Source organism: Magnetospirillum gryphiswaldense MSR-1 v2 (assembly GCF_000513295.1).
GTDB classification, from domain to species: Bacteria; Pseudomonadota; Alphaproteobacteria; order Rhodospirillales; family Magnetospirillaceae; genus Magnetospirillum; species Magnetospirillum gryphiswaldense.
Map to the genome: position 1 here is coordinate 1983717 of NC_023065.1, position 23236 is coordinate 2006952.

At 63.3% G+C, this 23236-nt stretch carries 22 protein-coding genes and 2 pseudogenes; 13 read left to right on the top strand and 11 right to left on the bottom strand.

The features are described 5' to 3' along the window. Positions 1–51: 51 nt before the first annotated feature. Entirely contained in the window at positions 52–1986 is a 1935-nt protein-coding gene (locus tag MGMSRV2_RS09370; RefSeq protein ID WP_024080111.1) for an ATP-binding SpoIIE family protein phosphatase, read from the top strand. A 45-nt stretch (positions 1987–2031) separates the two neighbouring features. On the opposite strand, the gene MGMSRV2_RS09375 is transcribed toward MGMSRV2_RS09370, so the two are convergent. Genes MGMSRV2_RS09375 through MGMSRV2_RS09390 form a run of 4 tightly spaced genes read right to left on the bottom strand, consistent with a single transcriptional unit; the run spans position 2032 to position 4522 of the window. Continuing rightward, positions 2032–2799, bottom strand: coding sequence for an SDR family NAD(P)-dependent oxidoreductase (locus tag MGMSRV2_RS09375; protein ID WP_024080112.1), 768 nt, complete (start codon positions 2797–2799; stop codon positions 2032–2034). Then, on the bottom strand, positions 2796–3140 hold the full coding sequence (locus tag MGMSRV2_RS09380; protein ID WP_041633550.1) for a HepT-like ribonuclease domain-containing protein: 345 nt from the start codon (positions 3138–3140) through the stop codon (positions 2796–2798). Before MGMSRV2_RS09380 ends, MGMSRV2_RS09375 begins: the two co-directional genes overlap by 4 nt. After that, on the bottom strand, positions 3137–3580 hold the full coding sequence (locus tag MGMSRV2_RS09385) for a nucleotidyltransferase family protein (protein ID WP_052588917.1): 444 nt from the start codon (positions 3578–3580) through the stop codon (positions 3137–3139). Before MGMSRV2_RS09385 ends, MGMSRV2_RS09380 begins: the two co-directional genes overlap by 4 nt. A gap of 42 nt (positions 3581–3622) precedes the next feature. Then, the gene (locus MGMSRV2_RS09390; RefSeq protein ID WP_024080115.1) at positions 3623–4522 is read right to left on the bottom strand and encodes a response regulator transcription factor; all 900 of its coding nucleotides are present in this window, start codon (positions 4520–4522) and stop codon (positions 3623–3625) included. A gap of 220 nt (positions 4523–4742) precedes the next feature. Between MGMSRV2_RS09390 and MGMSRV2_RS09395 the strand changes: the two genes are divergently transcribed. From MGMSRV2_RS09395 to MGMSRV2_RS09425, 7 genes are all read left to right on the top strand, one after another. Continuing rightward, positions 4743–5639 (top strand): YicC/YloC family endoribonuclease, encoded by an 897-nt coding sequence (locus tag MGMSRV2_RS09395; RefSeq protein WP_024080116.1) that lies wholly within the window; start codon positions 4743–4745, stop codon positions 5637–5639. A gap of 13 nt (positions 5640–5652) precedes the next feature. Then, a complete protein-coding gene (gmk, locus tag MGMSRV2_RS09400; protein ID WP_024080117.1) occupies positions 5653–6303 on the top strand; it encodes a guanylate kinase in 651 nt (216 codons plus the stop codon). Then, positions 6300–7280 (top strand): glycosyltransferase family 9 protein, encoded by a 981-nt coding sequence (locus tag MGMSRV2_RS09405; protein WP_024080118.1) that lies wholly within the window; start codon positions 6300–6302, stop codon positions 7278–7280. Before gmk ends, MGMSRV2_RS09405 begins: the two co-directional genes overlap by 4 nt. 63 nt (positions 7281–7343) lie before the next feature. Beyond that, a complete protein-coding gene (locus tag MGMSRV2_RS09410) occupies positions 7344–7868 on the top strand; it encodes an adenine phosphoribosyltransferase (protein WP_024080119.1) in 525 nt (174 codons plus the stop codon). Positions 7869–7925: 57 nt separating this feature from the next. Further along, positions 7926–10877 (top strand): PAS-domain containing protein, encoded by a 2952-nt coding sequence (locus tag MGMSRV2_RS09415; RefSeq protein ID WP_024080120.1) that lies wholly within the window; start codon positions 7926–7928, stop codon positions 10875–10877. 199 nt (positions 10878–11076) lie between these two features. After that, positions 11077–11883 carry a hypothetical protein gene (locus MGMSRV2_RS09420; protein WP_024080121.1) on the top strand — a complete coding sequence of 269 codons (807 nt, stop codon included), beginning with the start codon at positions 11077–11079 and terminating at the stop codon, positions 11881–11883. 56 nt (positions 11884–11939) lie between these two features. Continuing rightward, complete coding sequence (locus MGMSRV2_RS09425) at positions 11940–13292, top strand: GH1 family beta-glucosidase (RefSeq protein ID WP_024080122.1); 1353 nt, start codon at positions 11940–11942, stop codon at positions 13290–13292. A gap of 164 nt (positions 13293–13456) precedes the next feature. Here MGMSRV2_RS09425 and MGMSRV2_RS09430 read toward each other — a convergent pair. Next, a protein-coding gene (locus MGMSRV2_RS09430) for an IS630 family transposase (protein ID WP_144084247.1) occupies positions 13457–14418 on the bottom strand; the annotation gives its coding sequence in 2 pieces (ribosomal slippage) (positions 13457–14070 and positions 14070–14418; 963 coding nt in all). A 207-nt stretch (positions 14419–14625) separates the two neighbouring features. Between MGMSRV2_RS09430 and MGMSRV2_RS09435 the strand changes: the two are divergent. The 3 genes and pseudogenes from MGMSRV2_RS09435 to MGMSRV2_RS21020 all read left to right on the top strand — a co-directional run. Further along, a pseudogene (locus tag MGMSRV2_RS09435) lies at positions 14626–15370 on the top strand (IS3 family transposase); the annotation flags it as partial. 132 nt (positions 15371–15502) lie between these two features. Beyond that, a complete protein-coding gene (locus MGMSRV2_RS09440; protein ID WP_024080126.1) occupies positions 15503–15892 on the top strand; it encodes a hypothetical protein in 390 nt (129 codons plus the stop codon). Next, positions 15856–16101, top strand: a complete 246-nt coding sequence (locus MGMSRV2_RS21020) for a hypothetical protein (protein ID WP_024080127.1) — start codon at positions 15856–15858, stop codon at positions 16099–16101. Before MGMSRV2_RS09440 ends, MGMSRV2_RS21020 begins: the two co-directional genes overlap by 37 nt. On the opposite strand, the gene MGMSRV2_RS09445 is transcribed toward MGMSRV2_RS21020, so the two are convergent. Together MGMSRV2_RS09445 and MGMSRV2_RS09450 are read right to left on the bottom strand one after the other, a co-directional pair. Next, a complete protein-coding gene (locus tag MGMSRV2_RS09445; protein ID WP_024080128.1) occupies positions 16098–17351 on the bottom strand; it encodes a DNA cytosine methyltransferase in 1254 nt (417 codons plus the stop codon). The genes MGMSRV2_RS21020 and MGMSRV2_RS09445 overlap by 4 nt on opposite strands. A gap of 44 nt (positions 17352–17395) precedes the next feature. Beyond that, positions 17396–17734, bottom strand: coding sequence for a hypothetical protein (locus tag MGMSRV2_RS09450; RefSeq protein WP_024080129.1), 339 nt, complete (start codon positions 17732–17734; stop codon positions 17396–17398). A 157-nt stretch (positions 17735–17891) separates the two neighbouring features. Here MGMSRV2_RS09450 and MGMSRV2_RS09455 point away from each other — a divergent pair. Together MGMSRV2_RS09455 and MGMSRV2_RS09460 are read left to right on the top strand one after the other, a co-directional pair. Further along, positions 17892–18509: pseudogene (locus tag MGMSRV2_RS09455) on the top strand (IS1595 family transposase); the annotation flags it as partial. A 691-nt stretch (positions 18510–19200) separates the two neighbouring features. Continuing rightward, positions 19201–21876 carry a PAS domain S-box protein gene (locus tag MGMSRV2_RS09460; RefSeq protein ID WP_024080132.1) on the top strand — a complete coding sequence of 892 codons (2676 nt, stop codon included), beginning with the start codon at positions 19201–19203 and terminating at the stop codon, positions 21874–21876. A gap of 76 nt (positions 21877–21952) precedes the next feature. Here the strand turns inward: MGMSRV2_RS09460 and MGMSRV2_RS21025 are convergent, their stop codons facing one another. From MGMSRV2_RS21025 to MGMSRV2_RS09475, 4 genes are all read right to left on the bottom strand, one after another. Continuing rightward, a complete protein-coding gene (locus tag MGMSRV2_RS21025; RefSeq protein WP_024080133.1) occupies positions 21953–22129 on the bottom strand; it encodes a Phage portal protein of lambda family (fragment) in 177 nt (58 codons plus the stop codon). Between the two features lie 2 nt (positions 22130–22131). Further along, entirely contained in the window at positions 22132–22341 is a 210-nt protein-coding gene (locus MGMSRV2_RS09465) for a phage head-tail joining protein (protein ID WP_024080134.1), read from the bottom strand. 114 nt (positions 22342–22455) lie between these two features. Then, complete coding sequence (locus MGMSRV2_RS22395; protein WP_024080136.1) at positions 22456–22926, bottom strand: AAA family ATPase; 471 nt, start codon at positions 22924–22926, stop codon at positions 22456–22458. Beyond that, the gene (locus MGMSRV2_RS09475) at positions 22923–23138 is read right to left on the bottom strand and encodes a helix-turn-helix transcriptional regulator (protein ID WP_024080137.1); all 216 of its coding nucleotides are present in this window, start codon (positions 23136–23138) and stop codon (positions 22923–22925) included. Before MGMSRV2_RS09475 ends, MGMSRV2_RS22395 begins: the two co-directional genes overlap by 4 nt. Between the last annotated feature and the right edge of the window lie 98 nt (positions 23139–23236).

The following is a 23236-nucleotide window of genomic DNA, read 5'->3' on the forward strand; positions in this document are numbered from 1 at the left end:
TTTTTAGCGGTTGCCGCCAAACCGTCATCGCCGTCCCGCCGGAGCGCCGAAATGGCCGATCCCCAAATTACGCGCCCCTCGACCACCACCAGCCCCGATTGGTCCTGGGCGACGGTGATGGTTGTCGACGACGAAGAGATAAACCGTGCGCTGCTGGCCGGAATCGCCCGGCGAGACGGCATCGGCACCATCGTCCAGGCGGTCGACGGACTGGATTGCCTGCACAAGCTGGAAACGGTGCAGCCGGACCTGATCATCCTGGACATCGTCATGCCCAACCTGGATGGCTTCGCCACCTGCGCCCGCATCCGCGCCATGCCCGAGTGGTCCGACATCCCCATCCTGGTGCAGACGGCGCTGACCACGCCGCAAGACGTGCTGGCCTGCTTCCAGGCCGGCGCCTCGGACGTGGTGGTCAAGCCGATCCGACCGGCGGAACTGACCGCACGCCTGCGCGTGCACCTGGAAAACCGCCGCATGCTCCGCACGCTGCGCGACGCCAATCAGCGCATCCACAAGGAGATGCTGGGGGCGCGTGAGATGCAGCGCACCTTGTTTCCCTCGGCGACGGCGCTGGACCAGTTGCGGGCCGAACACGGCCTGTGCATCGAAGGCAAGGTCGAGCCGTTGGACGGCGTCGGCGGCGACATTTGGGGATTGCATCCGCTCAGCGACACCTTGGTCGCGGTGATGGTGGCGGACTTCTCCGGCCACGGTCTGATGGCGGCGTTGAATACCTTTTGGCTGCATGCCTTCGTCAGCAAACAGGCGGCGGCCATGCGCCAGCCGGCGGAGTTTCTGAAGCTGCTCAACGGCGCCTTGCGGGCCAATCTGATGCGCGGCCATTTCGCCACCTTCTTTTTCGGCCTGATCGACCTGGAGCGTGACGAATTGCATTGGGCCGGTGCCGGCGCGCCCAAGCCGATCCTGGTGCTGAACGACGAATTCCATGAACTGGACACCACCGGCCTGCCCCTGGGCCTGACCGATCGCGCCATTTACGGCAGTCATTCGGTGGCATTTCCGCCCGGGGCCTGCCTGCTGGTGTTCAGCGACGGCCTGACCGACATCGCCAGTCAAGACGGCACCCGCATCGAAGCCCATGGCCTGATGCAACGCTTGCGCCCACATCTGCTCGCCAACCCGGCCACAAACCTGGCCGGTATCCTGGAAGCGGTGGCCCCAGCCGGCCAAACCCGGCTGAGCGACGACACCACGGCGGTGTGGATCCGCCGCCGTCCACGGGAAGCAAACGACCTGATCGACCCGCGCCACCTGTGCCTGAGCGGCATCGAGTTGGAACAGGTCAAATGGTGGGTGACCTTGCTGGCCCTGCCCTACCGCGTCACCCCCATACCAGGGCAGCCCAGCCGTCCGATCCATCTGATCGCCAGCGGCGAGGACCAACTTCTGAACAATGCCTTCGACTGCAATTTCGCCGCCATCGTCGAGATCATCGCCGATCAATTGGGCGAGGAACCGCCGGAAGAGCTGGTGCTGCCGCCCAGCGACACCCATATGCTGGTTTCCCTGACCACCACCACCGCCTATCGCCTGCCCTTGGCCATGCTGGTGTGCGATAGCCTGCTGGCCCGCGGCATGATCAGCGAACCGGCCAAGGGCAGCATCCTGCTGGCCTTGCAGGAAGCCATCGCCAATGGCGTCGTCCATGGCAATCTGGAACTGCATTCGCCACGCCGCGCCTTCGAAAACATGCGGGCCTATTGGGCGGAAATCCGCAACCGTCTGGCCGACCCGGCCAAGGCCCGACGCAGAATCACCATCGACTGCCACCTGCGTGACGACCTGATCTGCATCACCGTTACCGACCAGGGACGCGGCTACAACCCCGAAACCGTACAGGACCGCGACCCGTCGCGCCCGCACGGCAAGGGATTGAAGCTGATCAGCCAATTGGCGGCGGGAATCGAGGTGGGGCTGGGCGGGCGCCAGCACGCCTTGACCTTCCCGCGCGAACTGAACTGAGCCTCGTACCAAGTCTCGATGAGTTCGACTCAGCGAGACTTGGTATCAGCCCTTGTCGGGCATCCGGGCCCCGATCCAGCCCATCAGGCGGTCAGGCAAAGCGGCACTCAGCCAGGCACCGAAGGCCATGGGCCAGGGAAAGGCGATGCGTCCCCGATTGCGCGCTAATCCCTTGACCATGATGCGGGCGGCGCGGTCGGCATCCATCAGGAACGGCATCTTGAATGTGTTCACCGCCGTCATCCGCGTGGTGACGAAGCCGGGACAAATCACCGACACCCTGACGCCATCCCGCGCCAACAGACCGCGCAGACCTTCGCCCCAGGCCTTTACCGCCGCCTTGGACGCGCAATAGCTTGGCGCCCCCGGCAAGCCACGATAGCCGGCCAAGGACGCCATGATGGCGATCTGACCGTGACGGCGACCACGCATGATGTCGATGGCCGGAAACACCGTGTTCATGACACCGTCCACGTTGACGGCGAAAATAGTGCGGGCCTGATCGGCGCTTTCGCCGCCGCCATCGCCGGTGCCGGCGGAAATGCCGGCATTGGCGATCACCAGATCCAGTGGCCGGATGCCGTCGCATTCCTTGATCCAGGTGGCCATGGGCACCGCCTGCGTCACGTTGATGACCAAGGCGTGGACCACGGCCTTCCTGGCCCGACAGGCATCGGCGACGTCGTGCAGCCGCTGGCGGTCGCGCCCCGACAGAAACAAGGTGATGCCGGGCCCGGCATAGGCCAGCGCCAGGGCTTGGCCCAACCCGGACGAGGCGCCGGTGATCAGGATGGCTTGCGGGCGCCGGCTCATCCCTTGTCCGCCAACAAGGTTTTGAGCGGGGCGACCAGCGGCGGCAGATCGTTGCGGGCGGCGTCCAGGATGATTTCCGGGTCGACCGAATGGTATTCGTGTACCAGGATATTGCGCATGTCGCCGATACGCGACCAAGGCAGTTCCGGGTGACGCTGGATGATGTCGAAGGGGATGCGCTTGGACGCCTCGCCCAGAATTTCCAGATTGCGGATCACCGCATCCTGAGTGCGACTGTCAGCGACGAATTGCGCCGTGTTCATGCCGTCCACATAGCTTTCGATACGGTCGATGGCTTCCAGCATATCCTCGACGCGGACGCGCCAATCCTTTTGCGTCATGGCTCGCATACCTCGTCGCCGAAGACGGGCAGGCATTCCGCCAGGATGCGGGCCTTCAGCCTGGGCTTGATATTGTTCTTGGTGATCAGGTCGACCGGACGGCCCAAAACCCCCTCCAGGGCGTGCTTCAATTCCACATAGCGGAACAGGCCACCGGGCTGGCCGGGCAGGAATTCCACCATCAAATCCACGTCCGACATGGGCCGCGCCTCGTCGCGCACCACCGAGCCGAACAACGACGCACCCTTGACGCCGAAGCGTCGGAAAATATCGGCATGGGCGCGCAAAGCGGCCATGACTTCGTCGCGGGTAATGGACTGGCGTTGCCGGCTGACGCGCCCGGCATAGGACTTGACCGCCTCGACCTTGTCGGCGGGGACGCGGAGGGTGACATCCACCACATTGGGGCGACCGCGAGCGGGGCGACGACGTTCCTTCATCTCTCCAACATAAACCTGGCCGGGCTTCAGCAAAAGCCCCCTTCAGCCGCCGGTATAAGTGACGGTGATCCGCCGCGCCGCCACATGCAAGGTGTCGAAATCGGCCAGCTTCAACTCACCGATCCGGTTCTTGGCGTCACGGATGCGGTCCATCATCTCGCGCAGGTGGCTGCCGTCGTGCTGCAACAGCTCGGCGGCGCGTTCGGCCAATTCGGTCAACAGGGTTTCCAGCTTGAACATGCCGGTGATGGTCAGGTCACGATGATTGTGACCGGCGGCGGCGGCGTTCAGCATGGACCGACATTCCCATTCGGTGGCGGCGGCAAGGCGTTTGATCCGTTCGGTGCCGAGGGCGCGGCTGGCCTGCTGGCGCAACATTTCATAGCGTTCGGAGGGAATGCCGACAGCCCGAGCGGCCAGGGGATTGGGCGCATCGATGGTCGGCGCGCTCTGCGCCCCTTGGCGCGGTCCTTTGCGGCGGTCGGGGCCAAGATAATCGTGGGTGACGACGAAGGGCTTGCGCCGTGCCCGAAAGGCGTTCAGACGCGTGCTCAGCTGATCGGGTGAAAACGGGATCAGCAGCAGATCGTCGGTGCCGCTGTCCACCGCCTTGGCCAGACGCGTCGGCTCGGGGGCGGTCAGCAACAACATGCTGACGATGAACGGATCGGGGCCAAGACGGCCCAGCCGGATCTCGCGCAGCAAAAAGAAAGTGTCGTGCCCCTCCAACTCGGCGTTCATCACCACGGCATCGAAACCGCCCTGCTCAAGCGCCTTGTGGGCGGTGACGAAACCATGAGCCTCGACGATGTCACGAATTCCTAGATTATTCAGACCGATGCGGATGGCCTGACGGATCATGCCGTTGGATTCGCAGATCAATACCTTGGCCTTGGACAAGCCCTGGGGCTGAACCGGCGCCGGCTTCGAAAACGCACTCATTGAATTTTGCCTAACGATATGAAACCTCAGGGATATTTTCTGTCAGCTAGCGGCCCTCGGGCACACCATATCCCCGAAGTTGCAGGTGCGAACAGCGGGACAAAAGATATTTTTCCCCCTCCCAAAGTCGCAAGCCGGGCTGCCATACCCATGCGGAGTGTTGTTGTGCCCGGCTACCATCGCTATAACCGTGCGATTCCATCCGACGGAGGTATGCACCGTGACCATTGCCAGCATGACCGGCTATGCCCGCGCCGAAGGCCGCGACGCCCAGTGCACCTGGCTGTGGGAAGCCAAAAGCGTCAATGGCAAGGGCCTGGACCTGCGCTGCCGCCTGCCCCACGGTCACGACGCCCTGGAAGTGGCCGCGCGCGAAGCGGTGACCCGCAAGCTGAAACGCGGCAACGTGCAGATGTCGTTGACCATCTCCGCCAATGCCAGCGCCCAGGCGGTGCGGGTCAACCAGGATCTGCTGAACCAATTGGTGGCGCTAGTGGACGAACTTGGCCCCAGCCACCAGAACATCGCCCCCGCCCGCTGGGATGGTTTGCTGGCGATCAAGGGCGTGCTGGAAGCCGCCGGCGGCGATGAAGGCACCGACGACGAGACTAGGCTTACCCGTGAAGCGGCGCTGAAGCTTGACCTGGACAAGGTTCTGGATGCCCTGGCCGCCATGCGTCTGAGCGAGGGCGCGCGCATCCAGGAGGTGCTGCTGTCGCAACTGGACGAGATCGGCCAATTGGCCGAGCGGGCCGCCGCCTGCGCGTCGTTGCGCCCGGAAGCCCTGCGTGAACGGCTGCGCCTCCAGGTGGCGGCGGTGCTGGAAGCGGCACCATCCCTGGCCGAGGACCGCATCGCCCAGGAAGTGGCGCTGATCGCCGTCAAGTCCGATATCCGCGAAGAACTGGACCGTCTGCGCGCCCATGTGGGCGCCGCCCGCGACCTGATCGGCCAGGGCGGCGCGGTGGGCCGCAAGCTGGACTTCCTGTCGCAGGAATTCAACCGCGAGGCCAACACCCTGTGTTCCAAGTCGTCGGATGTGGAATTGACCCGCATCGGCCTGGACCTGAAAGCGGTGATCGATCAGTTCCGCGAACAAGTGCAAAACATCGAATAGACAGGCGACACCCATGACTTTCCCGCCCGCCAATCTGCCTAACGTGCCGCGCCGCGGCCTGATGCTGGTGTTGTCGTCGCCGTCGGGCGCCGGCAAAAGCACCATTTCCCGCGCGCTCCTGGAGCGCGATGCCGATATCGCCCTGTCGGTGTCGGCCACCACCCGCCCGCCCCGTCCGGGCGAGGTGGACGGCAAGGATTATCATTTCGTCAGCGTCGAGACCTTCCAGCAGATGGTCGCCGCCGGCCAGTTCCTGGAACATGCCCGCGTGTTCGACAATTATTACGGCACGCCGCGCCAACCGGTGGAAGACACCCTGGCCGCCGGTCGTGACGTGTTGTTCGACATCGATTGGCAGGGCACCCAGCAATTGGGGCAGAACGCGCGGGCCGATCTGGTCACCGTGTTCATCCTGCCGCCGTCCCTGGCCGAACTGGAACGCCGCCTGCACACCCGCGCCCAGGACAGCGCCGAGGTGGTGGCCAAGCGCATGAGCAAGGCCGGCGACGAAATGAGCCATTGGTTCGAGTACGATTACATCTTGCTCAATGCCGACATCGACCGCTCCATCGCCCGCGTCCAGGCGGTGCTGGATGCCGAACGGCTGAAACGCGACCGCCAGGTCGGCATGGCCCGCTTTGTCAACGGATTACGCGGCCAGTGAGTCACCCGGCAAGCATCCTGGTCTATGTCGGTCTTGACGCCGTCGGCGACGGGCTGATGAAGCTGCCGTTCCTGCGGGCCTTGCGGGCTGGCTTCCCCGCCGCCCGCATCACTTGGCTGGCCGGCAAGGGCCATACCGTCTATGCCGGCACCCTGGCCCCGGTGGTCGCCGGACTGGTGGACGAGGTGGTGGATCAGGCCGGCATCGGCAGCCGGGCGGCGGAATTGTTCGGCCCTCGGCCACTGCATGGCCGCCATTTCGACCTGATCATCGACACCCAGCGCCGCCTGTTGACCAGCCTGATCCTGCGCCGGGTCCGCCATACCCGTTTCATCTCCGCCGCCGCCGGTTTTTGGCTGTCCTCGGCCCGGCCCGGCTCCGGCCATGTCCGCCCGCCCGCCATGGTCGGTCAGTTGATGGATCTGGTCACCCTGGCCAAAGGGAGCGTGGTGGAAACCGCCGCCGCCCTGATCATCGACCCCGCCACCGAAGCCGAGGCCGCCCGCCTGCTGCCGGACGGTCCGGTCTATGTGGGACTGGCCCCTGGGGCCGGTGGGCGGCAGAAATGCTGGCCGCTCGATCGCTTTATCGCCGTGGGTGAACATCTGACGCAACAGGGCCGGGTGCCGGTTTTCCTGCTGGGCCCCAATGAAGGCGATTGGGCGATGCCGATTCGCGCCACCCTGCCCCAGGCCCTGCTGCCCTTGCAAGCGGCGGACAAGGTAACCCCGCTGTTGACCATCGCCCTGGGCCGGCGCCTGCGCGCGGCCATCGCCAACGATTCCGGCACCGGCCACATGCTGGCCGCCGCCGACGTACCGCTGATTTCGCTGTTCGGGCCGACACCGGCGGCCAAGTTCGCCCCCGCCGCCCAGGTGGCGCGGGTGATCCGGGCGCAGGATCATGGCGGCGAGTCCATGGACCTGATCCCGCTCCAATCCGTGCTGGATGAACTGGCGGCCCTGCTGCCGCTTTGACCCCGACGGCATTAGGGATTACCTTCTGCCCCAATCGACGACTTGCCATGGGACGATTGCAAGATGGATATCAAGGACCACATTCGCGGCATTCCGGACTTTCCCAAGCCCGGCATCCTGTTCTATGACATCTCGACCCTGTTGGCCCATCCTGATGCTTGGTCGGTGGCCCTGGGCCGCTTGGCCAACGATGTGCGCAAGCTCCAGCCCGACGTGCTGGCCGGCGTCGAATCCCGCGGCTTTCTGGTGGCGGCGCCGCTGGCGTTGAAGCTGGGCTGTGGCTTCGTCATGCTGCGCAAGAAGGGCAAGCTGCCGGGCAAGACCATCCGCCATGAATATTCGTTGGAATATGGCACCGACACCATCGAGATCCAGGAAGACGCCATCCAGCCGGGCCAGCGCGTGGTCATCTTGGACGATTTGCTGGCCACCGGCGGCACCATGTGTGCCGGGGTTGATTTGCTGCGCAAGGTGGGCGGCAACGTCACCGGCGCGGCGGCGATCATTGAACTGAATTTCCTGCCCGGTCGCCAGCGTCTGTCGGACATGAACGTTCCGTGCTCGACCTTGGTAGCTTACGACGACTAACACACAAAACGTGCGCGGGCCGGCTGTGGGGGCGGTCGGACAGGGGAAGCCGGACTGATGGATTTAACCTTACAGGCGGCCTTGTTGGGGACGGTGATGGGGGCCGCGGTGTTGACCGTGGTCACTCTTTACGGCTGGACCTTGCCCAATGCCCCCAAGGCCTTTGGCTGGTGGGCCGCCGCCTTTTTTCTGGAAACCCTGTCCCGCGCCGTCTTGATACCGGATGGCTTGGACATCCGCGCCGACCTGTCCGACGGATTGCATGCCCTGGCTGCCGGTCTGTCCCTGTGCGGTGCCGTTTCCCTGGGGGGACGCCCGGTTTCCGGCGGCTTGCTGATAGGCGGCCTGCAAGTGGCCATGACCTGGGGGCTGCTGGTCCATCTGGGCCGCGCCAACGGCCTGCTGCCGTTGGATTTGCCGGTTCTCGGCCTGGGCGGCGGACCGCTTTTGTTGGCCGCTTGGCATTTCCGCGCCCCGCGCCTGCGCGGCGGCCATCAGGCGCCCAATACCCTGGCCTCCATCGCCTTCGCCCTGCACGGGCTGGTGCTGTTGGCATCGCCCGTCCTCAATTCCGACCACGCCATCGCCGTCTGGGGCTTTTTCGTCGCCCAATTGTTGTCGGTGCTGATGGCCTTGGCGCTGCTGCTGGAAGTGCTGATGCGGCAGCAGGCGGTGGCGGAAAGCGAAGGCCAACGCGCCAATCTGCTGCAAAGCCGCTTGGTCGACGCCCTGTCCAGTGTCCAAGACGGCGTCGCCTTGTTCGATCCGCGCGAACGATTGGTGACCGCCAACGACCTGTACCGCCAGTTCATGGCCCCGGTGGCCGAGATCATCAAGCCCGGCCGCCTGTTTCAAGACATTGTCGATGCCGAGTTCGAAATGGGGGTGGTGCGGCAGGAATGCGAGGTCGTGCGCTCGGGCAAGCTGGCTGATCACGCGGTGCCGGCGGTGCAGGGCTGCGAGGCGGAACTGTTTGATGGCCGTTGGGTCTCCATCAACGTCTACCCCACCGCCGATGGCGGCTATCTGCGCATCCTGCGCGACGTCACCGCCCGGAGGCAGGTGACCGCGTCGCTGCACGACAGTGTCACTTGGCTGCGCGGCATCATGAACACGGTGGTGGACGGCATCATCACCATCGATGACACCGCTTCCATCCTGTCGTTCAACGCCGCCGCCGAACGCATCTTCGGCTATGGCGCCGACGAGACGGTGGGCCGCAATGTCAGCATGCTGATGCCCGAACCCTATCATTCCGAACATGACGATTACATGCGCCGCTACGCCGAAACCGGTGAGGCCCGGGTCATCGGCATCGGTCGTCAGGTCAAGGGCAAACGCAAGGACGGCACGGTGTTTCCGCTAGAACTGGCGGTGACCCGCATGAACCAGGGCGGGCTGATCACCTATATCGGTCTGGTGCGTGACATCACCGACCGCAAAAGGGTGGAAGACGCCCTGGTGGAAAGCGAACAGCGCTTCCGCGATCTGGCCGAATCGGCCTCGGACTGGTTCTGGGAGCTGGATGCCGATCTGCGCTTCACCTTCGTGTCCGGTCGGGTGCGTCAGGTGCTGGGGGTGGGGCCGGGCTATTTCATCGGTCGGCCCTTCAGCGATCTGGCCACATCGTGCGAAGACCCACGCGATTGGGATGTACAGCAAAGCCTGATCCGGGGCCGCCGCCCCTTCCGCGGGTTCATCTTTGTCCACCCCATGCCCAGCGGTGCGGTGAAATTCGTCGAGATGGCCGGGCGTCCGGCCTTCGACGCCGACGGCAAATTCGACGGTTATCGCGGCACCGCCGCCGACATCACGCCGTTGAAGCGGCACGAGCAGGAACTGGCGACGCAATCGGCCATGCGTCAGACGATCATCGACAACATGGGCCAAGGCGTGGTGGTGTTCGACGGCGACGAACGGCTGGTGGCGCTCAACAGCCATGCCCGGCAATTGCTGGACCTGCCGGAAACCGAGATCGAAACCGGCACGTCCAACCTGGAAGCCTTGCTGCTTTATCTGGCGGTACAGGGCGAATTCGGCCATTCCGGCGCCATCATGGTCAAGGTCCAGCGCCGTCTGGCCCGTCTGCGCCGCGACCCGCGCCGGGTGTTCGAACATGCCCGTCCCAATGGCAGCGTGCTGGAAATCCGCTCGACCGCCATGCCCGGCGGCGGCCTGATCCTGACCTTCACCGACATCACCGACCGCAAGAAGGTGGAAGTCACCTTGCGTGAGGCCCGCGACGCCGCCGAGCGCGGCAACCGGGCCAAGGCCACCTTCCTGGCCAATATCAGCCACGAATTGCGGACGCCCTTGAACGCCATCATCGGCTTTTCCGAACTGATGAAGCACGAAATCTTCGGCCCATTGCAACCGCCGGCCTATCGATCCTATGTGGACGACGTGCATGAAAGCGGCATGCATCTACTGGAGCTGATCAACGATATCCTGGATATGTCCAAGGCCGAGGCCGGCATGACCGATCTGGTGGAAAGCCCGGTGGACGTGGCGGCGGTGGTCCGCGCCAGCCTGCGCATGATGGACAAGCGGGCCTCGGCCAACGGCATTTCCCTGGAAGCCGACCTGCCCGACGGCTTGGCCTTCCTGCGCGCCGATGAACGGCGCATCCGCCAGATTCTGCTGAACCTGCTGTCCAACGCGGTCAAGTTCACCGACGATGGCGGCATGGTCCGGGTGACCGCCCAGGTGGATGGCCGCGGCATGGTTATCGAGGTGATCGACACCGGTATCGGCATGACCCCCGAGGATATGGACAAGGTGATGGAACCCTTTGTCCAGGCCGACACCAGACTGTCGCGCAAATACGAGGGAACCGGGCTGGGCCTGCCCCTGACCAAGGCCCTGGTCAATGCCCATGGCGGCACCATGGAACTGCACTCGATTCCCGATCATGGCACCACCGTCACCGTCACCTTCCCGCCCGAGCGGGTCATCGACGACACGCATCTGCTCACCACCGAGGCGGACGAAAGCTGGCGGCGGGGATGATTGTCGCCTAGTGTGGCGATTCCGAAGGTCGCATCTTCCTGCGAACATCGAAATCACCACACAATTCAATAAATTAGTGGCCTGCTTATCCCAGAATTCCGCCATGCGAATTTCTGGGGCAGGACACTGGCCGCTATTCCGCCATCGTGCCGGTTCGGGTATGGTCGCCGCCAGCCACCCATCCTTGCGGAAGACTCCCATGCTGTCCTTGCGTTTGCTTCCCCTGGCTTTCCTGCTGATCGCCGCCCCGGCTTTGGCCCAAGCGCCGGCGCCGGTGGCCGCTCCGCCTCAGGACAAGCCGGCGGTCGAGGAGGAACGACCGGATTTCCAGCCGCTGCGTCCAGCGGAACCCGACGAGCCGGCGGCTGCGGCCCCCGCCCCGCCCCAACCCTCGACCCCGTCGACGGTGGCACCGGTCCTGCCGTCCCCGTCTCCGCCGCCGGTGGTCGTTCAGGTTCCGGTTGTCGAGACGGTGCCCCCCGCCGCCGGCCTGCTGCCGGCCTGGGCCATGGCCCTACTGCTGGTGACCGGGGCCATGCTGGCCGGGCTGTTCGGCATCACCGCCGCCCGCTCCATGCGTCGGGCCGAATTGGCCGAGCGTCGCCGTGCCACCGCCGCCTGCCTGGCCGCCGAATTGGAAACCCGTCGACTGGCCTTCGACGCCGTCCCCTTGCCGCCCAATGTCGATGCCGGCGTGTCGTTCGTGTCGGCGGTGATCTCCATGGCCGGCATCGATTGCGCTTTCCGCACCGCCCAGGGCAGCCTGTTCCTGCTGTCGCCGCAACTGGCCGCCCATATCTCGGTGCATTATGCCGCCGTGCAGCGTGTGGCCGATTTCGTCAAGGGCCAAAGCCTGGCGGCGGCGGTGCGCATGTTGCAGGCCAACCGCCTGGGCGGCCATCCCTGCCCCGATGCCGGGGCCATGCGGGAAGCCCATGTGGAACTGGCCGCCGCCTTCCGTGGTCTGGACAAGGTGATCTTGTCGCTCAACGCCTTGCAGCGTTGACGGTTTTCGCTTCGGGCGTAGACTGGGAGAAATAAAACCCAGGCTCCGGGGGAAGCATGACCAAGACAAAGACTTTGCCGCTCAAGGTTCGCCCGGATTTCGTCTGGGGCGGGTCCACCTCGGCCTATCAGATCGAAGGGGCGGCGGCGGAAGATGGCCGAGGCCCCAGCATCTGGGACCTCCATTCGCGCACCAAGGGCCGCACCGCCAACGGCGATACCGGCGATGTCGCCTGCGACCATTATCACCGCTACCCCGAAGACGTGGCGCTGATGAAGCGCCTGGGCATCGACGCCTATCGCTTTTCGGTGTCGTGGCCCAGGGTGCTGCCGCGCGGACGCGGTGCCATCAACGACAAGGGCCTGGATTTCTATGACCGCCTGATCGACACGGTGCTGGAAGCCGACATCACCCCGTGGCTGTGCCTGTATCACTGGGATCTGCCGCAGCGCCTGCACGAGTTGGGCGGCTGGACCAACCGCGACGTGGCCGGCTGGTTCGCCGATTATTCCACCTTGGTGGTGCGGCGCTTCGGCGACCGGATCAAGCATTTCGCCACCTTCAACGAGCCCAATGTGTGCACCTTGTTCGGCTATGCCATGAACTGGTGTGCCCCGGCAGCCGAGGACCGCGCCGCTTATTTCCCCGCCTGCCATCACGTCAATCTGGCCCATGGGGCGGCGGTGGATGTCATCCGCCATTGGGTGCCCGACGCTTCCGTCGGCTGCGTTTACAATCTGCAACCCATCCACCCGGCGGATGAAAACTCCGCCGCCGATCGCCGCGCCGCCGAAATTTTGGACGCCCATTGGAACCGGGTCTATGCCGACCCGCATATCCTGGGTCATTACCCGGCCCACGTCGCCGCCGATTACGAACCCTATGTGCAGGCCGGCGACATGGCCCGCATCTGCCGTCGCCTGGATTGGGTGGGGATGAACCATTACGGCCCCATCTGGGCCAAGGACGATCCAAATTCCCAGCTTGGTTTCGCCTGGGCCGACGTCAAGGTGGCCGAGGCCCACCCGGAAATCGGCTGGGAAATATTCCCCGAGGCCTTCACCGACCAGTTGATGGAGACCCACCAGCGCTACGGCCTGCCCATCTACATCACCGAAAATGGTTGTGGTCGGGATGACGACAAGGAATTCGCCGATGCTGCGGGCCGGGTCGATGATTTCTATCGCATCTCGTACCTGAAGCTGTACACGGCGGCCATGACCACGGCGATCGAACAAGGTGCCGACATTCGCGGCTATTTCATCTGGTCGCTGTTCGATAATTTTGAATGGGGATCGGGCTACGGCAACCGCTTTGGCATCATCCGCGTCGACTTCCCCACCGGACGACGCACCCCCAAGGCGTCGTTCGACTGGTACGCCGAAACCATCCGGCAAAACCGAGGCTGACCCTGATGCGCCCAACGGCCAATGGACGACCGGACTTGCCCGGAACAGAGTGGAGAGCGTGCTGTGATAAAACCGCACGAAGGATATTCAGATGACGGGTACAGGAATGAGGACGTTCACTGACGAATTTAAGCGCGAAGCCGTTCGCTTGGTTTAGAGCATTTTCACATCGAGCGTCCATATCCGTCGTGGGCGAAGAAATTGGCGCATTCCTCGGGCGGAAACAGGTCGATGAGTTTTCCGATCACGTCCCATAAGGTGTTGATGGTGCGGGCTTGCGCCTTTCGCAGCAGGCTCTTGAGCTTGGCGAAGGCGAGCTCGATGGGATTGAGGTCTGGGGAGTAGGGCGGCAGATACCGCAGGGTGGCCCCTCGGGCTTCGATGAGTTGCTTGACCCCTGCCACCTTGTGGGCGGGCAGATTGTCCATTACGACGATGTCGCCGGGCCGCAAGGTCGGAGCCAGGACCTGCTCGACATAGGCCAGGAAGATCGCGCCATTCATCGCCTTGTCGATGACGAAGGGGGCGGAGATTCCGTCATGCCGGAGCGCCCCGACGAAGGTGGTCATTTTCCAATGACCGTGCGGCACCGCAGCCAGCAGCCGCTGACCGCGCGGCGCCCGTCCGTAGCGCCGGGTCATGTTGGTCGATGCCCCGGTTTCATCAAGGAAGACCAAGCGGGTTGGGTCCAGCGCCGGCTGCTCGGCTCGCCAGGCGATGCGTCCTTCGGCTACGTCGGGACGTTCCTGCTCGGCAGCATGCGCACTCTTTTTTTCAGACTGAGGTCGAGCCGCTCAAGCGTGTTCCACAGGCCGCCGACGCTGATCGACACGCCCAATTCGGCCAGAACCCAGGCGCGCAACTCAGCCAGCGTGGCATCGGGCTCGACCTTGATCTGCGCCTGCAACGCCTCAAGGTGAGCCGCCAGCTTCTGTCCTGGCCGCCCAGGCCGTGGCTTCACCGTCGTCTCGCCGGTGGCCCGGCGGCGGCCTTGGGCCTTGTAGATGTACGAAACGCTCACCCGGAACAGCGGCGCCACCTCGTAGGCGCTCATGCCGCTGTCCACAGCCGCCAAAACTCTATCGCGCAAGTCCTGAGAATAGGACTGCCCTGAGCGCCACGTCATCGCATCATCCTCGGGAGCGTTGTTACCGAAGATGTTGAATCACAAAATGACCTCAGGGGGAATCCTCTACCGATTCCGCTCGGCGTGAAACCGCTCTAGACCAGCGGGCTGACCTGCCTTGGGAAATTTGATGTGCCCCCGGAAAACTGGATCGTTTTGAGTTAGAGTTTTCGGATCGGATTTCCCGGCTGGGGAAGGAAGATCGAGATGAAGGCATCGAAGTTCACGGACGCGCAAAAGGCGTTCATCCTGAAGCAAGGCGCGGATGGCATTCCGGTTGCGGAAATCTGCCGCAAGGCCGGGATCAGCTAAGCGACGTACTTCAACTGGAAGCGCAAATACGACGGCCTGTTGCCGACCGAGATGCGGCGACTGCGTCAGTTGGAGGAGGAGAACTCCCAGTTGAAGCGCATCGTCGCCGATCTGACGCTCGACAAAGAAATGCTGCAGGACGTCATCCGCCGAAAAATGTGAATCCTGTTCTCAAGCGCAAGCTGGTTGACGGGCTTTGCAGGGAATGGGCCGTGTCGATCCGGCGGGCCTGCCGGGTCCTTCAGGTGGACACTTCGACCTATCACTACAAATCGCGTCGACAAGAACGGGCTGGCCTTCGGCAACGGATCAAGGAGATCGCGGAGACGCGGGTGCGCTACGGCTATCGCCGGGTGCATGTGTTATTGCGCCGTGAGGGCTGGTCATTGGGGCAGAACCGGACTTACCGGATTTACCGGGAAATGGGCCTACAGCTACGCAACAAAGCCCCGAAGCGTCGCGTCAAGGCCAAGCTGCGGGAAGATCGGAAGGAGGCGACCCGGCCCAACGAAACCTGGGCATGGATTTCGTTCATGACCAACTGGCTACGGGCCGAAAGATCCGGGTTTTGACGGTGGTGGACACCTTCTCGCGCTACGTCCCGGTCCTCGACCCGCGTTTCAGCTATCGGGCATCTGACGGATGGCTTGCCATTGTGGGGCACTCTCGGCGTGATTTACGGCATTATGTAGCAAGCACACCTTCGGAAGCCTCCCCTAACTTCGGTTGTTAGCCTAACGTCCGGATGCTTAACTGCATTTGGAGATTTTCGATGGCTGAGAGCCATGTGGTATCGGCGCTGAAGCACAAGCGGGGCGAACTGGCCGGGGAAATCGTTGCGGCGGAACGCCGCATCAACGATCTTCGCGCCTCCCTGGTGCATGTGGACGCCACCTTGAAGCTATTCATGGGGTCTTCCGCCAATCCCGAGGCCATTCCGGCCCGTCTGCCCAGGCCGACGCCGCTGCTGGAACACCCCATGGCGCGAGGCGACCTTACCAAGGCCATTCTGGATGCCGTGCGGCGGGCGGATACCGCCATCACCACCAACGACGTGGCCGAAATGGTGGCTGAGGAACTGAGCATTGCCCTGGACGATGACGGGCGGCGGCGGAAGCTGAGCGCATGGGCCTCGCATCGCGCGAGACCCAGACCGAATTGAGAACTGATCGCTTCCTGATGATGTCGGTGTTGAACCGCGAAATTCTTGAGGGTGGTGTTCAACGGCGCGTCATGAACAACCGTGACCTTACTCGGTTCAGCCACATCTTTAATCTGCACCACTGCTGGGGATGGGACGGCGGCCGGCGTCGCCATCCTGATCACTGGAACTATTTCGTCTCGAATGTCCGCATCTGGTGCGGCCTTTAGGCCGCACGGGACGCCGGCATCGGGGCCTCGGACGCCCGACGCAAATCCTCAAGGCGCAAGGACGTATCCGGCATGATCCATTCCGTCGGATCAGGCTTGCGCCCGTTCCGCATCCAATCGACACAGGCGCGAATCTGCCAGGCGATCATCGGCGGGACGGCATCACCGATGACGCGATAGCGATTGGCGACCGCCCGCGAAGGGAACCGGTAGTGGAACGGGAACCCCTGTAGGGTCGCCATTTCCAGGACGGTAAGCAGGCGGTTGGCCTCCGGATGGGCGTAACGACCGTTGCCGACATGGGCGCATTCACGCTTGATCGTCGGCGCGGGCCGATCCCACCACATGCGTCCGTACACGTCGGGGTGCGATCCGAGATCGCGGCTTTCCCAACGCTTCAGGCATTCGGGGGTGCAGAGGTGCCGCGTCTTCGGATTGCGGGCGACATCCACCCAGCTTCCGCCATCGAACGGCGTTGCGGCCAGCCGCGCGGCGACTTCTTCGCCCATGCCGGGAAAAGCAGCGCCATCGGAGTCCACCGGATTGGCCGCCTGCCACTCCGCGAGCCGGGCGAAGGCGGTCCTCACCGTCACCGCCTCGGGTGCGACTTTCCAGCCGTCCCATAGGTCTTCGAGAGTCCGGGCCGGGCCGATGCGGGACGCCATGATCAGCGCTCGCTCGCGCACCTGGGGAAGGCCGAAGTCGGACAGGAAATGCACGTCCTCCCGCACGTCGTACCCGAGCAGTTCCAGCCGCGCCTTGAGTCCCCGCCAATGCTGGGGATGGTTGCCGGTGATCAGTTCGCGGGCGTTCTCCATGACGAACGTCTCGGGCAGCAGCGCCTCGATGAAATCGCCGGTTCGGCCGACGAGCGTGTTCCGCTCCTTGTCCGTGACGTGATTGGCCGGATTGGCGCGTGAAAAGTCGGTGCAGGGTGCACAGGAAATCAGGCAGGACGTTTCCCCGCGCTCCAGCCCCGCCGTTTCCATCAACTCGGCCGGCGGCAACACCAGCAAATCGGCGGAGATGGGGCGGAGGCCGTGGTTGGCCTCGTAGACCGCGTTGCAGCCGGTTTCGCCCGCCGCCTTGCCGGAGGGCTTCGCCACTTCGAGATCGACGGCGGCGGCAATCCGCCAACCGTGGCTGCGCGAGAACCCGGCGCTCATCCCTCCTCCGCAGGAGAAGAGGTCGGTCGCAACCGCGTCATCTCGCGTCGCAGGCCCGGCCGGCCGCGTGATCAGTGCATTCATGGACGCCTCCTGTTCTCGCAATGTACTGTTCCGCATCCGTTCTTTCAACGCGTTTCTTCTGAGCCTGCGGCACTGCCGGATGGGCTCGGCTTCGGCGGCCTGACGAACAGCTCCTCCTGTTTATCGCCGCCGAATTTGCCGCCTTTGCCGGCACCCCGGGGCTTCTTCGGGGCGATGTCGATACGGGAAAGCACCTCGCGGTAGTCGATCCCCTTATCGGCCATCTCGCCCAGAAGGGCCGCGATGATCGCCAGGTGCGTCGGCACCTCGCCCTTCTTGGCGAGGTTAGACAGCGATATCCGGTTCATGCGCACGAGCCCGGCAAAAGCCTTCAACGTGAGGCCCGCCTTGCCGACATGGCGCTGGAATTCGTCGTAGTTCATGGCTCGCATCATTACACCATGATGTGTAGGTCATGCCAGGGTGAAAGCAAGACATATTTTCATGTTATTAATTCATTCTGGAATGACATTTAGTGTTGCTGTGTCATTAAAATGTGACTACACTCAAAGTCACTGGTTAATGACACGGTGTCACGCCATGCCTCGCAAGACTCCCGGACAGCACTTCCTCCTCAGCGCCAAGGCGCGGAGCCTGTCGTTGCGGGACGTGATGCGGATGACGGACGAAGAGGCGATGGCCATGTTCCGGGCGATCCGTTGGGCCTCGACCGAAGGCGAGGCTGTCTGCCCGGAATGCGGCTGCGTGGCCTGTTACGCCTACGCCTCGCGCCCGATCTTCAAGTGCAAGGGCTGCGGCAAGCAGTTCTCCGTCACTTCGGGAACGATCTTCGCCAGCCGTAAGCTGACGATCCGGGATTACCTCCTGGCTATCGTCATCTTCATCAACGCGGCCAAGGGTATTTCCTCCCTCCAACTGGCCCGCGATCTCGGCGTCCAATACAAGACGGCCTTCGTCCTGACCCACAAGCTGCGCGAGGCCATGGCGGCGGAATTGCGGGGAATGGTGCTGAACGGCACCGTCGAGGTGGACGGCTGCTATGTGGGTGGGCATGTCCGCCCGGCCAACCGCAAGGTGGATCGGGTTGACCGCCGCTTGGCCGAGAACATGAACGGCAAGCGCAAGTGCGTCGTGGTGATGCGTCAGCGCGAGGGCCGCACCCTGCCGTTCGCCCTCACCAGCGAGGCAGAAGGTGTGTCGCTGACCCTCTGCAAACCTCCGTCCTCAAGCTCGGTATCGGTAAGCCGCCGACAACCGCTGCTCAAAGGTTCCGGGGCAATTGCCCCGTCACCCAAGGGAGGGTCGCGACCCGGGTCACGACCCTTACGGTGGGTCTGTGCGAGGGCAGTTTCCAGCGGAAGCGCAGCCAAAGAACTCACAGCGTTGGGCTGCTCTGCCGTCCGCTGAAAGTTACAGGTATTTCGACCACGCTTGACCTGATCTGCCATCACAGCACTCCCGCCAACAAATTGGCCAAAGGGGCGCTGGAGGTCCATATGGGCGAAAAAGAACAAATCGCGAAATTTGCACTACATCTCGGTGGTGGACTCCGGGGCCTTAGCTTTTCTTTCTCGTGGATGGTAAGCTGGCAAACTACCTCAAGACCAAGAAGATCGCTTAGGCTTCTGGCGGAACGTCACTCATTTGAGGGCGTGCCGCCGTGATTCTGGCCGCCATCAGTGCGCCCAGTTCAGCGCCGTCCGAAAGAGGTGAAACGAGCGGTAGAGGATGTCCGAAATCGGAATGCCGCGCCGCGCGTCGAGAGGCTTTCGCCATACATCAATAGCGCCTAAAGTATGTGCCCGCCCGGTTTCGGAGTGCGCCATGCTGAACAACCTCAATATCCTGCAACAGGTACACGCCGGGTAGAGCGGGGAAGACAGGAAAAATGACCGGACACGGATTCGACGATCAAGGGAAAAGCCTGCTGTCGCCAGCTGCAAAATCTTCTGCTAGCTTTGATAGCAGACTTGGGCTGCGGGTTCGGCTGGGGTTGACTGTCGGCGGCCTAGCCTGCGGGCTAGCACTGGCCATTGGCCTTTTGTTTGCCGAACTTGCCCGCAACCATCTTGCCGAACGGCAGGGGCAGGCGCTAAGCGGGTTGGCGGCCCAGATTCTCGATGCTCTCGATCGCGGCATGTTCGAAAGGTTCCGCGAGATCCAGATCCTAGCCGAACTGGATGAGTTCCGCTCACCCGCCACTCCCGTCGACAGCAAGCGCCGCATCCTCGAACGGGTCCAGTCCACCTACCAGTACTATGCATGGATAGGCATCGCCGATCTTGCCAGCGGTCAGGGACTAGTGGGCACTCAAGGCTATCTCGAGACCCGCGACCTCTCCAAACGTCCGTGGTTCTCCGAGGGAGCCAAAGCCCCTTATGTCGGTGATGTCCATGACGCATTGCTGCTAGCAAAGCTTCTACCCAATCCGCGAGGCGCCCCCATCTACCTGCTGGATGTGGCCACCCCCATCCGCGATCCTGACGGCAACGTGGTCCAGGTCCTGTGCGGCCATCTCCATTGGTGGTGGACCCAGGACGTGGTCAACACCTTCAACAAGCCGACCGACACTCAGATCTTCCTGATCAGCCGCGAGGGCATCGTGCTGATCGGTACGACTGGCAACGAGGGCGAGGCGTTTTCGCGGATTGCCCCGGCGGGAATGGACCTCGCTTCGGTCAATCGGGCGGGCGATTTGCTGCGCTGGCAGGACGGAACGATCTATCTGTCCGGTTTCGCGCGCAGCCAGGGCTATCAGAGCTATCCAGGTCTCGGCTGGACCATCATCGTCCGCCAGAATGAGTCGACGGCCTTGGCCCTGGCTCGCGCGACCCGCGAGCGCATCCTCTGGATAGGCGGTATTGCCGGCCTGCTGGGAGCGATTGTTGGCTGGCAGTTGGCAGGGCGCCTGGCCGCCCCCATCGAGCGCTTGTCCGCGGCGGCCGCCCGGATCGGCGAGGGCGCGCTGACCGAGCCTATTCCACTGGTCTCGGGCTATCGTGAGGTGGCGACTCTCGCCAGATCGCTCAGCGGCATGGTCAATTCGCTTACCACCGAGATCGCTGAAAGACGGGCGGCCGAGGCACAGCTCAAGCTGGCTGCAACGGTCTTCCGCTCCAGCAGCGAAGGCATCTTGATAACCGATGCTGCCAACACCGTTGTCGCCGTCAACGATAGTTTCTTTGCCATCACCGGATATCGGCGTGAGGAAATTCTCGGCCAGCGTCCAAGCATTCTCGGGTCAGGCCGGCACGGACCAGATTTCTACATCTCGATGTGGCAGACCCTCGCCGCGACCGGTGGATGGCAGGGAGAAATCTGGAACCGACGCAAGAATGGCGAGATCTATCCTGAATGGCTGTCCATCAAGGCCGTCAGCGATGAGAACGGACGACTCGCCAATTATGTGGCGGTATTTCGCGACATCACCGATATCCGCAAGGCCGATGAAGCCATCCGCAAGCTGCAGCGGGCGGTGGAGCAGAGCCCGGTGGCAATTATCATCACCGACACCGCAGCAAACATTGAATATGTGAACCCGCAGTTCACCCTAAATACAGGTTATTCGTTTGAGGACGTCGTCGGTCGGAACCCTCGCATCCTCAGGGACGGCGGCAAGTCGGATGCGGAATACAAGGCGCTTTGGGAGACGATTTCGTCGGGGCGGACCTGGACGGGGGAGTTTTGCAATCGCCGCAAGGATGGTTCGACGTATTGGGAAGAAGCGATCATCGCTCCAATCCGCAACGCGGAGGGGGGCATAACCCATTATGTTGCCATCAAGGAGGACGTGACCGCGCGCAAGAAGGCAGAGCGGGAGCTGATGCAAACGCTCGATCTGGTTACGCGCCAGAACAGCGAATTGGAACGATTCGCCTACGTTGCGGCTCACGATCTCCAGGAGCCCCTGCGCACGATCACCGCCTTCACCCAGTTGATCGAGCGCCAAATGTCCGAGCGACTGACGGTGGAAGAAAAGGACTGGATGGGGTTAGTTTCGTCGGCAGCACTGCGAATGTACAGCCTGATCAACGATCTGCTCATCTATTCACGGATCGCCGCCGACACTCCTCTGAAGATCATCGACATGGGCGTTTGCTGTCGTGAAGCCCTTGACAACGTCCGGCAGTCGCTCGAGGCCACCGGCGGCACGGTGACGGTGGAACCTTTGCCCAAGGTGCATGGGGACCATCGCCAGATGGTGCAGCTGTGGCAGAACCTTCTGGGCAATTCCATCAAGTTCCACAACCCTCTACGTCCGCTTGCCATTCGCGTCCAGGCCAGGGAGGACGGCGGTGTGTGGGAATTTTCGGTGACCGACAACGGCATCGGCATCGAAGACAGTGAACACGATATGTTCGACCTGTTCCGTCGTCAGCACACTGCCGAAAAATATCCCGGCACCGGTATCGGGTTGACCATCTGCAAGCGCATCGTCATGCACCATGGCGGTCGCATCTGGTTTCAAGCGCGGCCCAATGAGGGTTGCACCTTCTTTTTCACCATCCATTCATCCGTTGCAGTGGAACTGGAAGGCGCTGGGGGATTTCCCGAGACTTCCTAGCGCTGCCGTGCTTGCGCATTGTGGATCAGTGAACGGATTGGCCTGATTGGGCGCTTAGAGGTGACCGTTTTCGGGCCTAGCCGTTGTTGCGGACCAGATAGCGGGCACGGGCGGTGATGTCGGAACCGGCGGCGGCGATCAGGGTGTTGACGTGGGCGCGGCTGGGCTGGAAGCCCTTGAGCCGGCGGCTGCCCTGGGCGGCCTCGAAGCCGCCGATCAGGGCACCTACCTTTCGCCGGAAGGCCGACAACATGGTCAGAGTCCCTTGGTGGCAACGGCGAGGATCCGCCGACGCGGCTTCTTGCCCTCGGCTTGGGCAATGCGGCGGTCGAGATCGGCCAGGACGTGATTGGCCTGGGTCAGGTCGTATTGGACCGTGCGGTCACCGACGGTGACGCGGGCGACCAGGGAATTGCGCCGCGCCAGCACCCGCTCGCGCTCAGCCTTCATCTCGTCGAGAGCCATGATCAGTGCATCCCGCTGAACTTGATGATCCGCCGGGGACGGCGGGCGATCCGGCGGATCTGCCCGGCCTCCGGGTCACTGGCATTGGCAAAGTCCGTGGCCGCCACCTGCTTCTCAAGATCCCGCCATTTGGCCTCCGACCAGCGGTCGGCGCCGACGATCCAGGCGGCGGACCAGGCGGCGTTCGGTGGCCTTTTCGTCCAGCAGCCAGTTGCCCTCGGGATCGGCCGAGAACAGATGCATGGAGATGACCTGATCGACGATGCCGGGCAGTTCGCGCCCTGCCTTCGAGCCCTCCATCTGCGGCTGCCAGGTAATGGCGTTGAACTCGTCGGTGACCTTCTCCAGCACGCCGACGAAGATCACCGTCTTGCCCGGCGCGTGCTGCAGATGCTTCCTCGCACAAAGGGCGACGCGATTGACTTCTTCCCGCACCGGATCGGGCAATTGCGAGACGCCGAAGGTGCGGTCGCAGACGAGATGGCCCTCGTGATAGGCGATCAGCTCACCGGGAGCGGCGCTGTCGAGCCAGCCGAGCAAGGCGCCCTCCCCCACCACCGGCATGGTGTTGGCGGCGGCGATCACGACACACCTCCCGACACCGGAACGCCGCCCGAAGTGCTTTCGCGCACCTGGGCCGCCTCGTAGGCGTCGATGTCCTCCTGGCGGTAGACCACCCGGCCGCCGATCTTCAGGTAGCGGGGTCCCAGGCCAAGCCAGCGCCAACGCTCAAGCGTGCGCGGGCTGAGGCTCCAGCGGCGGGAAAGTTCGATCTGGTTCAGGTGTTTGAGAATCATTGCCGTATCCTTCCGGGCGGTGCGAAAACCTGCGGGAAGGATGGCGGAGGAGAAGGTAGGAGCCGGGGAGTTGGAAGGGAGGAGCGAAGGTAGGAATG

Coding starts and splice junctions, on each gene's coding strand:
- MGMSRV2_RS09425 (WP_024080122.1), top strand. CDS start 11,940: ATGACCAAGACAAAGACTTTGCCGCTCAAGGTTCGCCCGGATTTCGTC.
- MGMSRV2_RS09460 (WP_024080132.1), top strand. CDS start 19,201: ATGACCGGACACGGATTCGACGATCAAGGGAAAAGCCTGCTGTCGCCA.
- MGMSRV2_RS21020 (WP_024080127.1), top strand. CDS start 15,856: ATGGGCCTCGCATCGCGCGAGACCCAGACCGAATTGAGAACTGATCGC.
- MGMSRV2_RS09390 (WP_024080115.1), bottom strand. CDS start 4,522: ATGAGTGCGTTTTCGAAGCCGGCGCCGGTTCAGCCCCAGGGCTTGTCC.
- MGMSRV2_RS09380 (WP_041633550.1), bottom strand. CDS start 3,140: ATGACGCAAAAGGATTGGCGCGTCCGCGTCGAGGATATGCTGGAAGCC.
- MGMSRV2_RS09415 (WP_024080120.1), top strand. CDS start 7,926: ATGGATTTAACCTTACAGGCGGCCTTGTTGGGGACGGTGATGGGGGCC.
- MGMSRV2_RS09475 (WP_024080137.1), bottom strand. CDS start 23,138: ATGATTCTCAAACACCTGAACCAGATCGAACTTTCCCGCCGCTGGAGC.
- MGMSRV2_RS09445 (WP_024080128.1), bottom strand. CDS start 17,351: ATGAATGCACTGATCACGCGGCCGGCCGGGCCTGCGACGCGAGATGAC.
- MGMSRV2_RS09375 (WP_024080112.1), bottom strand. CDS start 2,799: ATGAGCCGGCGCCCGCAAGCCATCCTGATCACCGGCGCCTCGTCCGGG.
- MGMSRV2_RS09420 (WP_024080121.1), top strand. CDS start 11,077: ATGCTGTCCTTGCGTTTGCTTCCCCTGGCTTTCCTGCTGATCGCCGCC.
- MGMSRV2_RS09465 (WP_024080134.1), bottom strand. CDS start 22,341: ATGGCTCTCGACGAGATGAAGGCTGAGCGCGAGCGGGTGCTGGCGCGG.
- MGMSRV2_RS09440 (WP_024080126.1), top strand. CDS start 15,503: ATGGCTGAGAGCCATGTGGTATCGGCGCTGAAGCACAAGCGGGGCGAA.
- gmk (WP_024080117.1), top strand. CDS start 5,653: ATGACTTTCCCGCCCGCCAATCTGCCTAACGTGCCGCGCCGCGGCCTG.
- MGMSRV2_RS09450 (WP_024080129.1), bottom strand. CDS start 17,734: ATGAACTACGACGAATTCCAGCGCCATGTCGGCAAGGCGGGCCTCACG.
- MGMSRV2_RS09385 (WP_052588917.1), bottom strand. CDS start 3,580: ATGAAGGAACGTCGTCGCCCCGCTCGCGGTCGCCCCAATGTGGTGGAT.
- MGMSRV2_RS21025 (WP_024080133.1), bottom strand. CDS start 22,129: ATGTTGTCGGCCTTCCGGCGAAAGGTAGGTGCCCTGATCGGCGGCTTC.
- MGMSRV2_RS09370 (WP_024080111.1), top strand. CDS start 52: ATGGCCGATCCCCAAATTACGCGCCCCTCGACCACCACCAGCCCCGAT.
- MGMSRV2_RS09410 (WP_024080119.1), top strand. CDS start 7,344: ATGGATATCAAGGACCACATTCGCGGCATTCCGGACTTTCCCAAGCCC.